The sequence below is a fragment of the Thioclava sp. F36-7 genome (assembly GCF_002020075.1).
Classification (GTDB): Bacteria; Pseudomonadota; Alphaproteobacteria; order Rhodobacterales; family Rhodobacteraceae; genus Thioclava; species Thioclava sediminum.
In genome coordinates this window covers 524,277-542,560 of record NZ_MPZR01000001.1, presented here as the reverse complement: position 1 = coordinate 542,560, position 18,284 = coordinate 524,277, and the positions used below count along the sequence as shown (strand labels likewise).

Below are 18,284 nucleotides of genomic sequence, written 5' to 3'. Positions count from 1 at the left end.
CAAGATGGACGCTGGGAGGGGGCGGAGTGAGACTAGAAATCGGCGATTGAGAGGTATTCCGCATGAAGTCACCCCAAGAGACGAAGGTCTGTGTCATCGGTCTGGGATCGATGGGCTTCGGCATGGCCGAGAGCTTGCTGCGAGACGGGTTCGCGGTGACGGGCGTCGATGTGAATGCCGATGCGATGGAGCGCTTCGCGGCGCTTGGCGGCGCGGTTGCGGCTGACCCTGCGACGGGTGCGCAAGATGCGGATCTGGTGATCGCCGTGGTCGTCAATGCCGACCAGACAGAGCAGGTGCTTTTCGGACCGGGCGGCGCCGTCGCGACCATGTCCAAAGGCGGCGTCGTGATGTCCTGCGCCACGATGGCGCCCGATCTGGCGCGCGTCTTCGCCAAGCGCTGCGCCGCGGTGGGCGTGGAGTATCTCGATACGCCGATCAGCGGCGGTGCGCTGCGTGCCGCCAGCGGTGAATTGACGATCATGGGCTCGGGGCCGTCTGCGACCTTTGCGCGCATCCGCCCGGCGCTCGATAGCGTCGCGGCCAAGGTCTACGAGTTGGGCGAGGAGGCGGGCACGGGCGCGGCCTTCAAGGTGGTCAATCAGCTTCTGGCCGGGGTGCATATCGCGGCGGCCTGCGAGGCGATCACCTTCGCCAAGGCGATGGATCTGGATCTGGAGAAGGTCTACGAGGTGATCACCGCCTCGGCGGGCAATTCCTGGATGTTCGAAAACCGGGTGCCGCATGTGCTCGAGGGCGATTACAGCCCGCGCAGTGCGGTGGATATCTTCACCAAGGACCTCGGGATCGTCGCGGATATCGGGCGGGATATGAAATTCCCGACGCCGATTGCAAGCACGGCGATGCAGATGTTCGTCATGACAGCGGCGGCCGGGATGGGGCGCGACGATGACGCCTCGGTGGCGCGGATGCTGGCGGATATCGCGGGGCTCGAGCTGCCTAGCGCCACGCCTGCAAGTGAGGGCTGAACGATGCCCAGATTTGCCGCCAACCTGACGATGATGTTCACCGAGCACGATTTTCTCGACCGCTTCGCTGCGGCGAAAAAGGCAGGCTTCGATGCGGTCGAATATCTCTTTCCCTATGACCACCCGCCCGAGGCCATCGCGGAGCGGCTGCATGAGCACGGGCTGACGCAGGCGCTCTTCAATCTGCCGCCCGGCAATTGGACGGCGGGTGATCGCGGGCTGGCGGCTCTGCCGGAACGCGGAGAAGAATTTCGGGCCTCGATCGACACCGCTCTGCGTTACGCAGAGGCGACCGGGGTCGGGCGGGTCCATGTGATGAGCGGGCTGGCCTCACGCCAAGATACGGCAGCGCTGCAGGCCTATCGCGACTCGCTGCGGCGGGTCTGTGATGCGGCCGGGGCGCAGGGGCGCGACGTGGTGATCGAGCCGATCAACACACGCGACATGCCGGGCTATTTTCTGGATGATTTCCGCTTCGCCACCGATCTCATCGCGGCGTTGGGGCTGCCCAATCTCAAGCTGCAATTCGACATCTATCACCGCCAGATCCTGCACGGTGACGTGCTGATGGGGCTGCGGGAGATGGCGCCGATCATCGGGCATGTGCAGATCGCTGCCGTCCCGGATCGGCATGAGCCCGGAACCGGTGAGCTCGACGATACGCGCATCCTGCGTGAGCTGGACGCGCTAGGCTATGAGGGGTTCGTGGGCTGCGAATATCGCCCGGCGGGCCGGACCGAGGATGGTCTGGACTGGATGCGCGCCTTCGCCTGAGACGAAGGCGCGCACCTGATCAGTTCTCGATGTAATCGCGATGCAGCGCCCAGTCGCCCGGGCTGAACCGGTCCGAGGCGAATTGCTGCTGGTGCCAGTAGGGGTAGATCACGGGCAGCTTGCTGACCTCGTGAAGCCGCTTCAGCTCGTCCTCGCTCAGCTCCAGATCCACGGCGCGGAAATTGTCGCGGAACTGCTGTTCGTTGCGTCCGCCGATGACGAGCGAGCTGACTGCAGGACGCGTCAGCAGCCATGCCAGCGCGACCTGCGCGGCCGAGACCCCATGCGCGTCGCCGATCTCGACCAGCGTGTCGACGATGTTCCAAAGCTTCTCTTCGTCGCGGATCGGCGGCTCGGTCCAGCCTGCGAACTGACGCGAGCCTTCCGGGGTGTCCTTGCCGCGGCGATGCTTGCCCGACAGGAGGCCGGCGGCGAGCGGGCTCCAGACCAACACGCCCAGCCCCTGATCGACCGAGATCGGCAGCAATTCGTATTCCGCCTCGCGGGCTTCGAGCGTGTAGTGGATCTGCTGGGCCACGAAGCGCTCGCGCAGGCTCCGGTCGCTGACGCCGAGCGCCTTCATGATGTGCCAGCCCGAGAAGTTCGAGCAGGCGATGTAGCGGACCTTGCCCTGTTGCACGAGCGTGTCGAGCGCCGAGACCATCTCCTCCATCGGGGTCACGCCGTCCCATTCATGCATGTGGTAGATGTCGATGTGGTCGGTGCGCAGCCGCTTGAGCGAGCGTTCGCATTCGCGGATCAGGTGATAGCGCGAAAAGCCCTCGTCGTTCGGGCCGTCGGCGATCCGCATCCGCGCCTTGGAGGAGATCAGCACGTCGTCGCGCCGACCGTCGAGCACTTCGCCAAGGATCTCTTCCGAGAGGCCGGTCGAGTACATGTTCGCGGTGTCGTAGAGGTTGATACCGGCGTCGATGCAGGTATCGACCAGCTTGCGCGCTTCGCTGACGCCTTGGGCGCCGACGGCCTTGAAGGCGCCTGCGCCGCCGAAGGTGAACGTGCCCATCGTGAGCACCGAGACCTTGAGCCCCGATCGTCCTAGGGTTCTGTATTTCATGGATATCTCCTCCTCTTGAGTATCGTTTCCTCAGGCGCGATCAGCGCGCCAGACGTCTTGCTGCATGGGCGATGCCCAGCGTCGGGCTGGTCAGAACCGGCGGGTCATCCGCGCTCGGTTCGAGCTGTTTGAGCGCGCGCGCCATCGAGGCCTGTGCCAGAACCACCACGTCGTTTTCGCGGGCGAGCCGGGCGATGCCTTCGGCCACCCGCGCGTCATGTCCCTCCCGGTCGCCCGATTGCAGCGTCTCGAAGGCGCCTTCGACGACCTCGCTCGTGATGGTGCTGTCCGCCCCGGCCTCGCGGCTGACGCGTTCGACCAGTTCGACGGTGGGTGTCAGGGTCGATTGCAGGGTTGCGAGCACGCCGATGCGGCGGCCTTTTGCGACGGCCTCCTGCGCCATTCCCTCGTCGATACGGATCAGCGGGACGGGGCAGAGCGGTGCGATACGTTCGACCGCGCCGCCGAGGCTGGAGCAGGTCACGAGCACGGCTTCGGCCCCTGCATCGACCGCCGACCAGATCATGCCCGTCAGGCGTCGCGCCGTCATCGGGCTGACCGATCCCTCGCGGATCGTCAGGCGCAGAAGGCTCTCGTCGAGCATGTTGAACACTTTCCAGTCGGGCAGGTGCTTCTGCGCCAGACCTTCGAGTTCCGGGATCAGCCCGGCGACGGTGTGGATCATCGCCAGAGGGCGGGGTGATTCGTAGCTTTCGTCGGTCATCGGCGGGCTCCTTTGTTGCGGTCGGGGTGCTCTCGCCCCGGTGACTATGACAGCGCTGTCATATTTTGTGAGTATCACCACGGACCCGGCGCGATGACAAGCCGGAATGTCTCAAGACCCTTGTTTGAAACGCTTCGGCGGGGGTCGGAACTATGTTCCGCCGGGGAGGGCGCGTCGTTCCGACACCTGTCCTGAGACAAGTTTTTGTTATTTTCTGATTGACAAGTCGTCTTTGCAGTTCGCAATATGACAGCGCTGTCACCGGAGGAATGGCAGCGCTAGCATTTTCGGGCGTATCCCCGTCCGACCCGCCAGCCCCTTACCGGCGCGATCGGTTCCGGGATGAGCGTGTGGAACGTCGGGGATGCGGAGAAGGGAGGGGCGTTTTGGCACTGTCGGAAAATTCGGTCACGCCATCGGAAAGGAAATCCATGCGAGTCCTGCATCAATTGCTTCAACTGCGTCACATGCGTGAATTCAACGTTCTGATCGCGTTGATCCTGATGGGGCTGCTGATCAGCCTGTTCACACCGTATTTCCTGACCGTGTCGAACCTGATGGGCGTGTCGCGGGCATTCTCGCTGACGGCGATCATGAGCATCGGCATGGTGATGGTCATCATCACCGGCGGGATCGACCTGTCGGTTGGCTCCGCGATGGGGCTTGCCGGTCTGATCACGGCGCTCTGCTTCGACGCGGGCTATTCGCAATATGCGGCGGTGGCTGCGGGGCTCGGTGTGGGGCTTGCCTTCGGGCTGACCAACGGGTTGCTGATCACCGCGATCGGTCTGCCGCCCTTCATCGCGACGCTCGGCACGCTGAGCATCGGGCGCGGCCTTATGTACATGATCACCCATGGCGTGCCGCTGACCCCGGAGACGCCCGAGAGCTTCAGCTTTCTGGGGCAGGGCTATGTCGGCCCGGTGCCGGTGCCGGTGGTCATCCTGCTCGTGCTGACGCTCATCTTCACGGTTATCATGACCCGGACCCGTTTCGGTCGGCACGTCTATGCCACGGGCGGCAACGAGAACGCGGCGCGTCTGAGCGGGGTGAAGGTCCAGCGCGTCAAGCTCGCGGTCTATGTTCTGTCCTCGACGATTTCCGCGCTGGCCGGCGTCATCGCCTTCTCGCGCTATCTTTCGGCTGAGCCGGCCTCGGGCTTCGGCTCAGAACTTGAAGTGATCGCCGCGGCCGCAATCGGCGGGGCGAGCCTCGCGGGCGGTATCGGCTCGGTGCTTGGCGCGGTCATCGGGGCTGCCCTGATCGGCGAGATCGCCAACGGCGTCGTGCTGCTCAACATCAACACCTATGCCCAGCAGGCCATTACCGGCGGCGTGATCCTGATCGCGGTCAGCCTGGACGTACTGCGCAATCGGATGGGCGGGCGCGGCTGAGCCGCGCCGTCCGGGAAGGAACAAGATCAAGAAGCCGGACCGCGTCTCGAAGAGGAGAGAGCGGCGCGAGATCCGGACGAAGAATGCCCCGGTGCGGGGCGTGAAACCGAAACTGCATCAACAACAGGGACCCGCCGCGGTTGGTTGGGTTCGGAGGAGGAGACAAGATGCGTATTGCAATGAAAGCCGCCGCTGCGGTTCTGGCCCTGGCAACCGGTATGGGGACGGCTGCGTCCTATGCTCAGGACATCACCGTGGCGCTCGTGCCGAAAGTGGCCGTTCCGTTCTTCGACGACTGCAACACCGGTGGTGCGGAAGCGGCCAATGAACTGGGCGTGAAGTATCAGTGGGTTGTGCCCGCGAACACGCAAGGTTCGACGCAGGTCAAGATCATCGAGGACCTAATGGCGCGCCATGTCGACGGGATCGGGATCTCGGTCAACGAGCCGAAATCGGTCGAAGGGATCATCAAGCAGGCCACCGATGCGGGCATCAAGGTCGTCACCTTCGACAGTGACAGCGCCAACAGCTCGCGCAGCATGTATATCGGCACGATCAACAAGCAGGCTGGTGTGACCATGGGCAAATCCATGGCCGAAGCGCTCGGCGGCAAGGGTGAAGTGGCGATCGTCACCGGTCAGCTCGGCGCCTCGAACCTGAACGAGCGGATCGACGGCGTGAAGGAAGCGCTGGCGGACTATCCCGACATCAAGCTGGTCGCGACCGAAGGCACCGAGGATGACCTCGCCCGCGCCGTGTCGGTGACCGAGGCGCTCCTGCGCGCCAACCCGAACCTCTCGGGCATCTTCGGCATCAGCCAGGTCGGTGGCCCGGCCGTGGCGAAGGTTCTCGCGCAGCAGGAATTCGCGGATAAGAAAGGCCAGCTGAAGGTCTTTGCCTTCGACGATCTGCCCGACACGATCAAAGGCGTGAAGGAAGGCTTCATCGACGGCATCATGGTGCAGCGCCCGATCACGATGGGCAAGCTGGCGGTCGAGCATCTCGTGGCCCAGATCAAGGGTGAAGAGACCGATCCGCAGAACATCGACACCGGTGTGACCGTTGTGACTGCCGACAACCTCGACAGCTACACCAAGTAATCTCCGACAAGACCTGGGCGGGGCCAAACGCGGCCCCGCCCGACATTCTTCAGCCAGAGGCCGCGATGAAACCGTTTCTCGAAATGATCGGCATTTCCAAGACCTTTCCCGGGGTGAAGGCGCTGGACCACGTCGACCTGCATCTCAATTCCGGAGAGGTGCATGTGCTGGCGGGTGAGAACGGCGCCGGCAAGAGCACCCTGATGAAGATCATGACCGGCGTGCTGCGCGCCGATCCGGGCGGCGAAATCCGGGTCGAGGGCGAACCCGTCGTCATCAAGAACCCGGTCCATGCCCGGTCGCTCGGCATCTCGATCATCTACCAGGAACTCGCGGTGGTGAATAACCTCACCGTTGCCGAGAACGTCTTTCTTGCGCGCGAGCCGCTGTTGTCCACGGGCCTGATCGACCGCACCAAGATGAATGCGGACACCCGCGCGGTGCTGAACGAGCTTGGTGTGGAAATCGACCCCGAAGCGATGGTCGGCACGCTTTCGATCGGCCAGAGGCAGCTGATCGAGATCGCCCGCGCCATCTCCTACAATTCCAAACTCATCATCATGGACGAGCCGACCGCGTCGCTCAGCCATCACGAGGCATCGACACTCTTGCGCATGTCGCGCAAGCTGGCCGCGCAGGGTGTGGGCATCGTCTTCATTTCGCACAAGCTCGAGGAAATCTTCGAGATCGCCGACCGCGTCACCGTGCTGCGCGACGGGCGCACCGTGGACACCCGGCCCGTGTCCGAGATGACGAGCGACCTGCTGGTGCGCCTGATGGTGGATCGCGAACTCGACCAGCTGTTCGGCCATCACATCTCCCACGCGACCGACGAGGTTCTGATGTCGGTCCGAAATCTCACCGAGAAGCGCGTGAAAGACGAAGGCGTCTTCGTACGCGACGTCGATTTCGACCTGCGTCGCGGCGAGGTGCTGGGCTTCTTCGGTCTGGTCGGCGCCGGGCGGACCGAAGTGATGGAGATGATCTTCGGCAGCCGCCCCCATAGCGGGGAGATTTCGATCAATGGCAAACCGACGCGGATTTCCTCTCCCTCGGACGCGATCGAGCATGGGCTCGGATTTGTGACCGAGGATCGGCAGTCGCGCGGGCTTGTCCTCGGCATGTCGGTGCGCGAGAATTTCTCGCTGACGCATCTGAGTGACTATTGCAGCCTCGACTTCGTGAATCGTCGGAAGGAAACCGCGGCCTGTGCGGATTACATCCGCGCGCTGGGCATCAAGACGCCGTCGCCCGAGCAGAAGGTGCTCAACCTGTCGGGCGGCAACCAGCAGAAGGTCGTCTTGGCGAAATGGGCTGCGCGCCGCCCGCAGATCCTGATCGTCGACGAACCGACGCGCGGGATCGACATCGGCGCAAAGGCAGAGGTCCACACGTTGCTGGGCAAGATGGCCGAGGAGGGGATGTCGATCATCGTGGTCTCTTCGGACCTGCCGGAGATTCTGGCGATCAGCGACCGTGTGATCGTGCTGAAGGAGGGGAAGATCAGCGGCGAGCTGACCCGAGAGAACGCCACGCAGGAAAGCGTGATGCTGGCGGCGACCGGCTGAGGCCGTCCCGTCGAACCAAATGTGAATGAACGAAACGGAGACTGAAATGACCAAGCGCGTAGTATTTACAGGCGGAACCGGCAAGGCTGGGCGTCATGCGGTGCCGCATCTGCTGAGCAAGGGCTACGATGTGCTCAATGTCGACCTCAAGCCGCTCGACCTGCCCGGCGTCAACACGCTGATCACCGATGTGACCGACAGCGGCGCCGTGTTCAACGCGCTCACCACCCACCACGATTTCGGCGGGTTCGAGAAAGGCGCACCGCCGTCGCCGCCCGATGCGATCGTGCATTTCGCCGCGATCCCGCGCGTGCTGATCGAGCCCGACAACGTGACCTATCAGGCCAATGTCATGAGCACCTACAATGTGCTCGAGGCGGCAATGAAGCTCGGCGTGCGCAAGGTGATCATCGCCTCGTCCGAGACGACCTATGGCGTGTGCTTCGCCGAGGGCGACAAGGATTTCCACTCCTTCCCGCTCGAGGAAGATTACGACAGCGATCCGATGGACAGCTACGGCCTCTCCAAGGTCTGCAACGAAAAGACCGCCCGCGCTTTCGCCGCCCGCTACGGTGCGGATATCTATGCGCTGCGCATCGGCAACGTGATCGAGCCGGATGAATACGGCATGTTCAAGGGCTTCCTCGAGGACCCGATGAGCCGCAAGCGCAACGCCTGGAGCTATATCGACGCCCGCGATCTGGGTGAGATCGTGCATCTGTGCATCGAGAAGGACGGGCTGGGCTATCAGGTGTTCAACGCGGTCAACGACACGATTACCGCCGATATGCCGACCACCGAGTTCTTGAAAAAATATTGCCCGAACACGCCGATCACCCGCGAGATGGGCGCCGACGAGGCGCCGATTTCGAACCGCAAGGCGCGCGAGGTTCTGGGCTTCAAGGAAGCGCATCCGTGGCGCAAATACGTGGAGGTATGATCGCCACGGTCCCCGCGATGTTTTTAGCGCCCATGCACGTATGGCCTATGAAAACGCTGCCGCTAGGTGCATTTCTGGGTCATTGACTCGGGCTTGCCCGAAAGGAATTGGAGGAAAGCGTCATGGGGACCAAACAGCGATTGCCTGACCGCAAAAGCAAGATCACGGTGCGCGAGGTCGCGCGCCGTGCCAATGTCAGCGAGTCGACGGTATCGCGGATCATGCGCAACAAGGGGCTCGTCGCCGAGTCCACCCGCGAGAAGGTCATGGAGACGGTCCGCGCGATGGGCTACGTCCCCAACCGCATCGCGGGCTCGCTGGCCTCGCTCGACTCCTTCCTTGTGGGCGTCGTCATCCCCTCGCTCTCCAACATCGTGTTCCCGGAGGTTCTGCAGGGCGTCCATGCCGGGCTCGAAGGAAGCGACCTGCAGCCGGTGATTTCGACCACGGATTACAATGTCGACCGCGAAGAGGCCGTCGTGCGCGGCATCCTCAGCTGGAAACCCGCCGCGATCCTGCTCGCCGGGTTCGACCACACCGACGCCACCCGCAAGATGCTCGAGCAAAGCGACATCCGCGTCGTCGAGATGATGGATATCGACAGCACGCCGATCGACATCGCGGTGGGCACCTCGCACCGCCGCGCGGGCCACGCGATCGGTCGCCACCTGATCTCGCGCGGCTACCGCCATTTCGGCTATGTCGGCCATGACTGGAACGCCGACCGCCGGGCGCGGCTGCGCTATGACGGGCTGTGCGAGGCGCTTGCGGAATCCGGCTTGTCGGTCGAGGCGCATGCGATCGACGACGGACCCAGCTCGGTCGGGACGGGTCGGGAGCAGACCGCGCGCCTGCGTTCGTCGGCCCCGCAGATCGACGTCGCCGTCTATTCCAACGACGACATGGCCGTGGGCGGCGTCTTCCACTGCCTTGCCGAAGGCATCAGTCTGCCTGACCAATTCGCCATATTCGGCTTCAACGGTCTCGATATCGGCAAGGAACTGCCGCAGCCGCTCTCGACCGTCCGCTCGAACCGCTATCTCATCGGCAAGAAGGCGATCGAGGAGGTTCTGGCCTCGCCCGAGCGCCCCTCTACGCCCACCATTATCGATACTGATTTCGAGGTCTTCGCCGGCGCAACCGCCTGAGGCGCGTCGATCTCGGACACCGAACGAAAAAAGGAGAAATCCCATGCATCCCGCTCTCGCCAAAGGCAATGTCGCAGTCGTCACCGGAGGGGCCTCGGGTATCGGCCTCGCCGCCGCCCGCCACCTCGCCGGGCTGGGGATGCGTGTCTGCATCGCCGATCTGCCGGGGGCGGCCCTCGAAGCCGCCTACGACGCCCTGATCGCTGCGGGTGCGGCGGCGGCCGACGTGATGACGCAGGCCACCGATGTCTCGGACCGGGCGCAGCTCACGGCGCTCGCCGATGAGGTCTGGGCGCATTTCGGGCCGGTCAATCTGCTGATGAACAATGCGGGCATGCAGCCCGGTAGCTCGATCTTCGATGCGGAAGGCAACTGGGACCGCATCCTCGACGTGAACATGGGTGGCATCATCCGGGGCAGCCAGATTTTCGCGCCGCGCATGATTGCCTCGGGCGCGCCGGGGCTGATCGTCAATACCGGCTCCAAGCAGGGGATCACCACGCCGCCGGGCGATCCGGCCTATAACGTGTCGAAAGCCGGCGTGAAGGCCTTTACCGAGGCGCTGCAGCACGAGCTGCGCAATCGCGAGGACTGCAAGGTCGAGGCGCGGCTGTTCATCCCGGGCTTCGTCTATACGCCGCTCACCGCAGGCGGGCGCACCGAGAAACCCGCCGATGCCTGGACGCCCGAGCAGGTCGTGGAGTTTCTCTTCGACTCGATCGAGCGCGGCGATTTCTACATTCTGTGCCCCGACAACGACGTGGATCGCGCAACGGATGTGAAGCGCATCCTCTGGGCGGCGGGCGACATCACCGAGAACCGCCCGCCCTTGTCGCGCTGGCATCCCGATTACGGTGACGCCTTCAAGGCGTGGCTGAAGAAGTGATGCGGCCATGACGACCCGGGTTCATCGTATCGCGGCCATTCCCGGCGATGGGATCGGGCCGGAAGTGGTCGACGCCGCACTGACGGCGCTTGACCACCTGAGCCGCCAGACCAACGCGTTCCGGCTGGAGGTCGACCGCTTCGACTGGGGCTCGAAACGCTTTCAGCGCGAGGGCACATTCATGCCCGCAGATGGGGTCGATGCACTGCGAGCCTATGACGCGATCCTATTCGGCGCGGTCGGCGCTCCGGACGTGCCCGATCACCTGACGCTCTGGGGGCTGCGCCTCGCGATCTGTCAGGGGCTCGATCAATATGCGAACCTGCGGCCCACCCGGATCCTGCCGGGCCTGTCGAGCCCGCTTGCGGGTGTCGGTCCGGACGATCTGGACTGGCTGATCGTGCGCGAGAACTCCGAGGGCGAATATGCGGGGCAGGGCGGGCGCAGCCATCGCGGTCAGCCGCATGAGGTCGCTACCGAGACCGCCATCTTCACCCGCACCGGCGTCGAGCGCATCATGCGCGTGGCCTTCTCGCAGGCTCAGGCGCGCCCACGTAAGCGTCTGACGGTTGTGACGAAATCCAACGCGCAGCGCTACGGGCTGGTGCTGTGGGACGAGATCGCCGCCGAGGTCGCGCGCGAGTTTCCCGACGTGACATGGGACCGGATGCTGGTCGACGCGATGACCGTGCGCATGACGCTCGACCCGCGTTCGCTTGACACGATCGTCGCAACGAACCTTCACGCCGACATCCTCTCGGATCTGGCAGCGGCGCTCGCGGGCTCCATCGGCATCGCCCCCACGGCCAATCTCAACCCCGAACGCGCCGCGCCGTCGATGTTCGAGCCGATCCACGGCTCGGCCTTCGATATCACCGGCAAGGGCGTCGCCAATCCCATCGGCACCTTCTGGAGTGCTGCAATGATGCTGGGGCATCTGGGAGAGACCGAGGCCGAGGCGCAAATGATGCGCGCGATCGAGGTCGTGACAGCCGATCCCGAGAGTCGCCCGCGCGACCTCGGCGGCACAGCCAGCACCGAGCAGGTTACGGAACGGCTCTGCCGCGCACTCGATGAGATCGGGACGAAAAGCTGAAAATTACGGACGGGCGTTGGACGCTGTCGTCTCTTGTCGGTCTTGAGAGCCGAGCGCATGGGGAGTGGGCTCACGCAAGCCGAACTCGCGTCCGCGCCAGGATCAGTTTCCCGACAATACGCGCCCTGGAGAACGTGTCAGGCACGATCCTCACGCCTGACGTTAACCCGATGATGGCGGAGGTCTTCGGGCGTGTCGATGTCACTCGCCTCTTCGGCTGAAAGGGGGATGAGCGACTTGGGCGGCAGGGCGCGCAACAGCTCCCGGGCGCCGTGATCTCCGTCCTGATCGGGTGCGTGTCTCAAGTCCTGCGCGGTCAGAAGCGCCGGCGGCATCGGGATACCGTCGAAGGTGCAGGCGCGGCTGCCGCCATCGCTATTTACCAAGGCGCGGAGCGTGTCGGTTGAAACGAAAGGCATGTCGCCCAGCACGAACAGCGCACGTTCTGCCCGGCGGCTCGTTGCGACGCCGCGCGCCGCTCGCCAGCTCTCGGAGAGCGGCAGGCCCGGTGCCACGTAATGCACCTTGAACGACGGCGGAAGAGAAACGGCGACCTTCTCGGAAGAGACGATCGCCACGAGCGCGTCACATCCCGACGCCTCGAGCGCGCGCGCCGCTGCCAGCACCAAAGGGGCGCCGTTCCAATCTGCAAGGAGCTTGTCCCGAGCGCCGAACCGACGCGAGGCGCCGGCGGCGAGGAGGATGCCAAGCGTGCGCATGGTGGCCCGCGCCCGGATCAGTCGAGCGGCGAGAAGGCCGCGGGCTGCAGGAAGATGCTTTCCTGATGCACGAGATAGGGCAGGATCTTGGGCACGAAAGCCTGCCATTCCGGGTCCGCGCCCAGTTTGGCGCGTTGCGCGCTGCGGTGGCCGTAATCCTCATAGGCCCAGAGGAAGGTGACCGCGTTGAGCACGCCACTGTCGCTGACCCAGCATCCGGCGAGCTTTGCGTATTGGGTGATGATGTGCAGGCCCTCGGCTTCATAGAGCTTGAGGAACTCGGGCGCCTTCCCGGGGGTGATGCGGTAGGTTCTTTGTTCGTAGATCATGTTGGACTCCGGCGTGAATGGCAGAAAATCGCGGGCACTGACGTCCCGTCACGCGCCGAAGCTACGACCAAACTTTGGGTTTTCGCAACACATAAGTCGTCAAGTGACGAAAAGATACTTTGCCTTCGCGCGGAATGGGCTAATGTATGAACCTGAAGTCGTTGCGTCCGGCGTCGGAATGAACAACAAGGGGTGCCAAGGGGAAAACGTGCAGGCCAAGCCAAAAATGACTGAAGGTTCGTCCAAAACGAACGGCGCCGGAAATAAGCCCGGCTCGCCGCAAGGCGCTGTGCGCATGCCGTTCAATGAGCGTCGTGCTCAGATCTTGGACGTCGCCACCGAGTTCTTTGCGGAGAACGGGCTTGCGGGGCAGACGCGCCAATTGGCGGAGAAATGCGGCATCTCCCAGCGTCTTCTCTATCGCTTCTTCCCGACCAAGGAAGACCTGCTCAAAGAGGTCTATAACCGAGAGATTCTTGGTGCTTTCAAGGCCGTCTGGTTCGTTGAGCTTCAGGATCGTTCGCAGCCCATGGCCGTGCGCCTCGACGCATTCTATCGCGACTATCTTCAGTCTACCTTGACCCGGAAGTGGCTGCGATTGTTCCTTTATGCCTCGCTGGCCGAGGCGAATATGGCGCCTGACTACATCGCGGCGATTGTCATGCAGTTGCTGGAGACTGTGATGCGCGAAGTTGCGCATGAGCGGGGCGTAGAGCTGCCGGAAGATCCCGCATTGCTCCGCGAAATGGCGTGGACGCTGCACGGTGCGATCTCTCACTACGCGATTCGACGCCATATCTATCAAAGCAGCCTGTCGCTCTCCGAAGACCAGGTGGTAACGATGCATGTTCGCGTGTTCCTCGCGGGATTCGAGGACATGGTCGAGGTGTGCAGCGGCCGCTGAGCGCTGCAATCCACTACATTTTCCCTGATTTCGCCTACGGAGGCTTCCGCGGGCGCTGAAATTTTGTGCGATTTCCGTTGCGGAAGGGAAATCCTCACTTTTTCGTTTGTCGTCAGTTGACGAATAAATAAATCGCCAATAGCGTCGGTTCCCATAAACAAGATCAACAGGGACGGCTTGCTGCAGGTTGGGCTTTGAACGGGCTCGGGCTGAGGCGGCCATGCAAAAGGAATCGAAAGATGCTCAAGGATAAGACGCGCCGTCTCGGGCGCCGGGATTTCCTCCGCTACTCGGCGGCGGGCGCAGGGGCGCTGATGGCGCCGGGTCTGGTTCGTCCGGCCAAGGCCGAAACGGCCGCGCTGACGATGCACACCTGGTCGGCGGCGGTCGACACCGTGCAGAGCCACCTCAGCGCCTTCACCAAGGAAACCGGAATCCCGGTCAATTACGGCAACTCGCCCTGGGCCCAGTACCGCGAGGGCATGGTCGCGAAATTCGTGGGCGGTGCGCCGCTCGACGCGATGTGGGTGTCGGATTCCTGGCTACCCGAATGGGCCGAAGCCGGCTGGATCGCCCCGGTCGACGAGTTCGACAGCCTGATGAAATACAACGCCGAGGCCGAGGATTTCTGCACCGACTCCATGACCTATGGCGGTCGTCAGTACGGCCTGACCTATTACACCGACTACATGGCCTTCTTCTATGACGAGGCGAAGCTCAAGGAAGCCGGCTTCGACGCGCCGCCTGAAACCTGGGATGAACTGGTCGAGCAGTCGCTCGTCATGAAAGAGAAGGGCATTGCCGACTATCCGATGATGCTTGCGATGGCGCAGGAAAGCTGGCTGATCGAGTTCATCTCGACGCTGGTCTATTCGCATGGCGGTCGTCTGGTCGACGACAACGGCATGGCCGTGATGCAGGACCCGAAAGAGGGTGCTGTCGAGGCGCTGAGCTGGGTCGTCGATGCGGTCAACAAGCACGAAATCGTCTCGCCCGCCTGTGTCGAGACCGGCGAACTGGCGGGCCTGAAATCCTTCGCGGCGGGCAACCATGCCTTCGCGATGGTCGCGAAATACCGTCTGCGGATGCTCAACGATCCCGAGCAGTCGCAGATTGCGGGCAATGTGAAGCAGGCGATGATGCCGAAAGGCGCCAACGGCTCTCACGCGACGGTCGGCTGGATGCGTTTCCACGGCATGTCGGCGCAAGCTGCACAAGACAAGGCGCGCGCCGAGAATGCCGCGAAGCTGATCGAATGGTTCGGTGGCAAGGCGGATGGCGCCTACACGTTCCAGAAACTCCTGTTCCTCGATATCGGCGCCGGGTTCGGCGTGAAGCCGCTGTTCGAGGATCCCGAGATCCGCGCGGCCTACGACTCCTATGGCGATGTCGACATGATCCAGGCTCAGCAGGCGCTCGCTCGCAAGAAGGACACGGTCACCCCGTGGTTCGGCGAGTGGAACGACACCAACGGGTCGGCCTGGCAATCGGCGATCCTCGGCAATGTCGATCCCGCCGGAGCGGTCAAGAAATCTGCCGATCTGTGGAACGAGCTGAAGGACAGCTACTGAGCAGGTGCGGCGGGCCTTTCTAAAAGGCCCGCCGACTGTCGGGCAGGGCAACGGGAGAGCATGACGTGGCGAATGCAATGACACGGGCGACACGCCCGAAATGGCGGGTGGGATACGAGGAGCGCAGCGCCATGCTGTTTCTTGCTCCTGTCATGGCCGTTCTGGGCGCGGTTGCGGTCTTCCCGATCGCCTATTCGCTTTATATCAGCTTCTTCAGCATCAAGCTGACGCGTCCGAACCGGACCCCCTTCGTCGGGCTGAAGAACTATACCGATCTTCTCGGCGATGAGGCGTTCTGGGGCGCGGTCTGGCGCACGGTGAGTTTCTCGCTCGTCTCGGTTACCGCGATTGCTTTCATAGCCTTGCTTGTTTCGCTGCTGCTGAATCAGGAATTCCGCGGGCGTCGTATCCTGTCGACGATCCTGCTGGTGCCGTGGGCGATCCCCTATGTCGCGAACGCGCTGATGTGGAAATGGATCTACGATTCCAGCTACGGCGCGCTGAACGGCTTGCTCTACCAGCTAGATTTCATCGACAAATACATGGTCTGGCTGGGGGATCAGGACAAAACGCTGTTCCTGATCGCCAATGCCTTCGTCTGGAAAGAAGTGCCGCTGGCGACGATCCTTCTGCTGGTCTCGCTCAAGTCGATCCCGTCCGATCTCTATGCGGCGGCGCGCGTCGATGGCGCGACGGTCTGGCAGCGTTTCGTGCATGTCACCCTGCCGGCGATGAAGCCCGGTTTCATGCTGGTGATGATCTACGAGACGATGATGGCGATCCGCCATTTCGACCTGTTCTTCATCCTGACCGAGGGCGGGCCCGGCAGCGCGTCGCATGTGCTCTCGTGGCACATCTATGTCGAGACCTTCCGCAACCTGTCCTTCGGGAGCGGGGCTGCGATGTCCTACCTCCTCGCAATCGCGACTTTCGCACTCTCCTACCTCTTCATCCGAACGCTGGGGCGCAAGATCTGACATGAGCGATATGCCTATCACCCCGCCTGTCGACACGATCGACTACCGCCGCCGCCAGAAAATCGGGCGCATCGTGCAGCGCTTGGTGATCGTGGTCTCCGCGATCGTCCTTGCGGCCTACATTCTCGCCCCGGTGTCGTGGCTCGTCTCTTCGGCGTTCCAGACCGAGACCGAGATCGTTTCGATCCCGCCGCACTGGATTCCCGAAGAGCCGACCCTGCGCAATTTCGAGGCGATCTTCACCGCCGGGAACGATGAGCCCGTCACCTACGAGACGCGCTCGGGCGCCGATCCGGCTGCCGGTGACTTCATCCCCTCCACGGCAGAGAACCTTCTGCCGTCGATGGCCAACAGCCTGATCGTCTCGATCCTGGTGGTGATCCTGAACCTGCTCGTCGGGGTGCCGGCCGCCTATGCGATCGCGAAGATCCGGTTCTGGGGGCGCAACGCGTCGGTCTATTTCATCCTGATCACGCGGGTGATCCCCGATATCGCGCTGGTCGTGCCGTTCTTCCTGGTGATCCGCAAACTCGGGATGCTCGATACGCTCGGATCGCTGGTGATCACCTATCTCGCGATCACGGTGCCCTTCACGGTCTTCATCCTGATCCAGTATTTCGAGGGCCTCCCGGATGAGCTGGACAAGGCCGCGCGGGTCGATGGCTGTTCGCGGCTCCAGGCGCTGATCAAGGTGTTCCTGCCGCTCTCGCTGCCCTCGCTCGTCGCCGTGGTCCTCTTCACCTTCCTTACCAGCTGGAACGAATTTCTACTCGCGCTGATGTTCACGCAGACCTCCGCGTCGCAGACCCTGCCGATCCTGCTGGCCTCGTTCACCTCCGATTTCACGGTGAGCTTCTCCTTCCTCAACGCCGCTGGCGTCTTGGCGGTCGTGCCGCCCGTGATCGTCGCCATCGTCTTCGAACGCTACATCGTTTCCGGTCTGACCGCCGGGGCTGTCAAAGGTTAGAAAGGACAAAGTCTTGGCCCGGATCCGCTTCACCAACGTCAACAAGAAATACGCCAACGGCTTCCATGCCGTGCGCAATCTCAACCTCGATATCGAGGATCGCGAGTTCATCGTCCTGCTCGGCCCTTCGGGCTGCGGCAAATCCACGACCCTCAACATGATTGCAGGGCTCGAGGAGGTCTCGGACGGCGATCTGATCTTCGACGAGCAGGTCGTGAACTACGTCCCGCCGCACAAGCGCGACGTCGCGATGGTGTTCCAGAGCTACGCGCTCTACCCGCATAAGACCGTCTACGACAATATCGGTTTCGGGCTGAAGATGCGCAACGCGTCGAAGGAAGAGATCGACGAGCGCGTGCAAGACGCCGCGAAGAAGCTCGAGATTTCGCACCTGCTCGACCGGCGGCCGTCGCAGCTGTCGGGCGGCCAGCGCCAGCGCGTGGCGCTGGGGCGCGCGATGGTCCGTGACCCGTCGGTCTTCTTGATGGATGAGCCGCTGTCGAACCTCGACGCAGCGCTGCGGATCTCGATGCGCGCGGAGATCAAGGAACTCCACCGCGCGATGGAGACCACCTTCGTCTACGTGACCCACGATCAGGCCGAGGCGCTGACGCTCGCGGATCGTATCGTGGTGATGAATGACGGGGTCGTGCAGCAGATCGGCACGCCCGACGACATCTACGAGCGCCCGGCGAACACCTTCGTGGCGTCGTTCCTCGGCAGCCCGCCGATCAACTATTTCGACGGCGTGCTCGAGGCCGGGCCGGATGACGAGATGGCCTTCGTCCGCGATGGGTTGCGTCTCGTGCTGCCGGCAGATCATGCGGCGCGCCTGAAAGGGCAGGAGGGCCGCGCGGTGCGGCTGGGTATCCGGGCCGAGGATGTCGCGGAAGGCACTGCCGAGCCGGGATATAATGCCCTCAGCGGCACCGTGAACTCGGTGCTTCCGGTCGGCTCGGATCAGTATCTGGGTATGGATTTCGGCGGCGAGGAGCTGTTCTTCCGCGTCGGCAAGGATCTGCGCCATGCGTTCGGCGAGAGCATCACCCTCGCGGTGGATCTCAACCGCCTGCATGTCTTCGACCGCGAAACCGGTCAGTCGCTGATCTGGAACGCGGCCTGA

The 18,284-nt window shown here is 63.2% G+C and carries 18 protein-coding genes; 14 read left to right on the top strand and 4 right to left on the bottom strand.

Annotation, left to right across the window (positions count from 1 at the left end):
* Positions 1 to 62: 62 nt before the first annotated feature.
* Both ltnD and otnI read left to right on the top strand, forming a co-directional pair.
* Complete coding sequence (ltnD, locus tag BMI89_RS02350; RefSeq protein ID WP_078569682.1) at positions 63 to 989, top strand: L-threonate dehydrogenase; 927 nt, start codon at positions 63 to 65, stop codon at positions 987 to 989.
* Between the two features lie 3 nt (positions 990 to 992).
* Entirely contained in the window at positions 993 to 1,763 is a 771-nt protein-coding gene (gene otnI, locus BMI89_RS02345; protein ID WP_078569681.1) for a 2-oxo-tetronate isomerase, read from the top strand.
* Between the two features lie 19 nt (positions 1,764 to 1,782).
* Here the strand turns inward: otnI and BMI89_RS02340 are convergent, their stop codons facing one another.
* Positions 1,783 to 2,838 carry an aldo/keto reductase gene (locus BMI89_RS02340; RefSeq protein WP_078569680.1) on the bottom strand — a complete coding sequence of 352 codons (1,056 nt, stop codon included), beginning with the start codon at positions 2,836 to 2,838 and terminating at the stop codon, positions 1,783 to 1,785.
* A 40-nt stretch (positions 2,839 to 2,878) separates the two neighbouring features.
* Complete coding sequence (locus tag BMI89_RS02335; RefSeq protein ID WP_078569679.1) at positions 2,879 to 3,562, bottom strand: aspartate/glutamate racemase family protein; 684 nt, start codon at positions 3,560 to 3,562, stop codon at positions 2,879 to 2,881.
* Positions 3,563 to 3,993: 431 nt separating this feature from the next.
* Between BMI89_RS02335 and BMI89_RS02330 the strand changes: the two genes are divergently transcribed.
* From BMI89_RS02330 to BMI89_RS02300, 7 genes are all read left to right on the top strand, one after another.
* Positions 3,994 to 4,956 (top strand): ABC transporter permease, encoded by a 963-nt coding sequence (locus BMI89_RS02330; protein WP_075776414.1) that lies wholly within the window; start codon positions 3,994 to 3,996, stop codon positions 4,954 to 4,956.
* A 167-nt stretch (positions 4,957 to 5,123) separates the two neighbouring features.
* On the top strand, positions 5,124 to 6,056 hold the full coding sequence (locus BMI89_RS02325; protein ID WP_078519926.1) for a sugar-binding protein: 933 nt from the start codon (positions 5,124 to 5,126) through the stop codon (positions 6,054 to 6,056).
* Positions 6,057 to 6,121: 65 nt separating this feature from the next.
* Positions 6,122 to 7,624, top strand: coding sequence for a sugar ABC transporter ATP-binding protein (locus BMI89_RS02320; RefSeq protein WP_078569678.1), 1,503 nt, complete (start codon positions 6,122 to 6,124; stop codon positions 7,622 to 7,624).
* 46 nt (positions 7,625 to 7,670) lie between these two features.
* Entirely contained in the window at positions 7,671 to 8,564 is an 894-nt protein-coding gene (locus BMI89_RS02315; protein ID WP_078569677.1) for an NAD(P)-dependent oxidoreductase, read from the top strand.
* A gap of 122 nt (positions 8,565 to 8,686) precedes the next feature.
* Positions 8,687 to 9,712, top strand: coding sequence for a LacI family DNA-binding transcriptional regulator (locus BMI89_RS02310; protein ID WP_078569676.1), 1,026 nt, complete (start codon positions 8,687 to 8,689; stop codon positions 9,710 to 9,712).
* 43 nt (positions 9,713 to 9,755) lie between these two features.
* Positions 9,756 to 10,598, top strand: a complete 843-nt coding sequence (locus tag BMI89_RS02305; RefSeq protein ID WP_078519922.1) for an SDR family NAD(P)-dependent oxidoreductase — start codon at positions 9,756 to 9,758, stop codon at positions 10,596 to 10,598.
* A 7-nt stretch (positions 10,599 to 10,605) separates the two neighbouring features.
* Entirely contained in the window at positions 10,606 to 11,694 is a 1,089-nt protein-coding gene (locus BMI89_RS02300; RefSeq protein WP_078569675.1) for a tartrate dehydrogenase, read from the top strand.
* A 137-nt stretch (positions 11,695 to 11,831) separates the two neighbouring features.
* Here the strand turns inward: BMI89_RS02300 and BMI89_RS02295 are convergent, their stop codons facing one another.
* Together BMI89_RS02295 and BMI89_RS02290 are read right to left on the bottom strand one after the other, a co-directional pair.
* Positions 11,832 to 12,413, bottom strand: a complete 582-nt coding sequence (locus tag BMI89_RS02295; protein WP_168176758.1) for an NTP transferase domain-containing protein — start codon at positions 12,411 to 12,413, stop codon at positions 11,832 to 11,834.
* Between the two features lie 17 nt (positions 12,414 to 12,430).
* Positions 12,431 to 12,742 (bottom strand): NIPSNAP family protein, encoded by a 312-nt coding sequence (locus BMI89_RS02290; protein ID WP_078519919.1) that lies wholly within the window; start codon positions 12,740 to 12,742, stop codon positions 12,431 to 12,433.
* A gap of 142 nt (positions 12,743 to 12,884) precedes the next feature.
* Here BMI89_RS02290 and BMI89_RS02285 point away from each other — a divergent pair, with 142 nt between their 5' ends.
* From BMI89_RS02285 to ugpC, 5 genes are all read left to right on the top strand, one after another.
* Entirely contained in the window at positions 12,885 to 13,646 is a 762-nt protein-coding gene (locus BMI89_RS02285) for a TetR/AcrR family transcriptional regulator (protein ID WP_210402130.1), read from the top strand.
* A gap of 239 nt (positions 13,647 to 13,885) precedes the next feature.
* A complete protein-coding gene (locus BMI89_RS02280) occupies positions 13,886 to 15,217 on the top strand; it encodes an extracellular solute-binding protein (RefSeq protein ID WP_078539960.1) in 1,332 nt (443 codons plus the stop codon).
* 131 nt (positions 15,218 to 15,348) lie between these two features.
* Positions 15,349 to 16,194: a sugar ABC transporter permease gene (locus tag BMI89_RS02275; protein WP_208607942.1), complete on the top strand. Its 846-nt coding sequence runs from the start codon at positions 15,349 to 15,351 to the stop codon at positions 16,192 to 16,194.
* Position 16,195: 1 nt separating this feature from the next.
* A complete protein-coding gene (locus BMI89_RS02270; protein WP_210402129.1) occupies positions 16,196 to 17,161 on the top strand; it encodes a carbohydrate ABC transporter permease in 966 nt (321 codons plus the stop codon).
* Positions 17,162 to 17,174: 13 nt separating this feature from the next.
* Positions 17,175 to 18,284 carry a sn-glycerol-3-phosphate ABC transporter ATP-binding protein UgpC gene (gene ugpC, locus BMI89_RS02265; RefSeq protein ID WP_078519916.1) on the top strand — a complete coding sequence of 370 codons (1,110 nt, stop codon included), beginning with the start codon at positions 17,175 to 17,177 and terminating at the stop codon, positions 18,282 to 18,284.

What these genes read in the sequence shown, in the direction of transcription:
- BMI89_RS02300 (WP_078569675.1), top strand. Translation starts at nt 10,606, where the DNA reads ATGACGACCCGGGTTCATCGTATCGCGGCCATTCCCGGCGATGGGATC.
- BMI89_RS02270 (WP_210402129.1), top strand. Translation starts at nt 16,196, where the DNA reads ATGAGCGATATGCCTATCACCCCGCCTGTCGACACGATCGACTACCGC.
- otnI (WP_078569681.1), top strand. Translation starts at nt 993, where the DNA reads ATGCCCAGATTTGCCGCCAACCTGACGATGATGTTCACCGAGCACGAT.
- BMI89_RS02325 (WP_078519926.1), top strand. Translation starts at nt 5,124, where the DNA reads ATGCGTATTGCAATGAAAGCCGCCGCTGCGGTTCTGGCCCTGGCAACC.
- ltnD (WP_078569682.1), top strand. Translation starts at nt 63, where the DNA reads ATGAAGTCACCCCAAGAGACGAAGGTCTGTGTCATCGGTCTGGGATCG.
- BMI89_RS02275 (WP_208607942.1), top strand. Translation starts at nt 15,349, where the DNA reads ATGCTGTTTCTTGCTCCTGTCATGGCCGTTCTGGGCGCGGTTGCGGTC.
- BMI89_RS02290 (WP_078519919.1), bottom strand. Translation starts at nt 12,742, where the DNA reads ATGATCTACGAACAAAGAACCTACCGCATCACCCCCGGGAAGGCGCCC.
- BMI89_RS02340 (WP_078569680.1), bottom strand. Translation starts at nt 2,838, where the DNA reads ATGAAATACAGAACCCTAGGACGATCGGGGCTCAAGGTCTCGGTGCTC.
- BMI89_RS02285 (WP_210402130.1), top strand. Translation starts at nt 12,885, where the DNA reads ATGTATGAACCTGAAGTCGTTGCGTCCGGCGTCGGAATGAACAACAAG.
- BMI89_RS02335 (WP_078569679.1), bottom strand. Translation starts at nt 3,562, where the DNA reads ATGACCGACGAAAGCTACGAATCACCCCGCCCTCTGGCGATGATCCAC.
- BMI89_RS02305 (WP_078519922.1), top strand. Translation starts at nt 9,756, where the DNA reads ATGCATCCCGCTCTCGCCAAAGGCAATGTCGCAGTCGTCACCGGAGGG.
- BMI89_RS02280 (WP_078539960.1), top strand. Translation starts at nt 13,886, where the DNA reads ATGCTCAAGGATAAGACGCGCCGTCTCGGGCGCCGGGATTTCCTCCGC.
- BMI89_RS02320 (WP_078569678.1), top strand. Translation starts at nt 6,122, where the DNA reads ATGAAACCGTTTCTCGAAATGATCGGCATTTCCAAGACCTTTCCCGGG.
- BMI89_RS02295 (WP_168176758.1), bottom strand. Translation starts at nt 12,413, where the DNA reads ATGCGCACGCTTGGCATCCTCCTCGCCGCCGGCGCCTCGCGTCGGTTC.
- BMI89_RS02315 (WP_078569677.1), top strand. Translation starts at nt 7,671, where the DNA reads ATGACCAAGCGCGTAGTATTTACAGGCGGAACCGGCAAGGCTGGGCGT.
- BMI89_RS02330 (WP_075776414.1), top strand. Translation starts at nt 3,994, where the DNA reads ATGCGAGTCCTGCATCAATTGCTTCAACTGCGTCACATGCGTGAATTC.
- BMI89_RS02310 (WP_078569676.1), top strand. Translation starts at nt 8,687, where the DNA reads ATGGGGACCAAACAGCGATTGCCTGACCGCAAAAGCAAGATCACGGTG.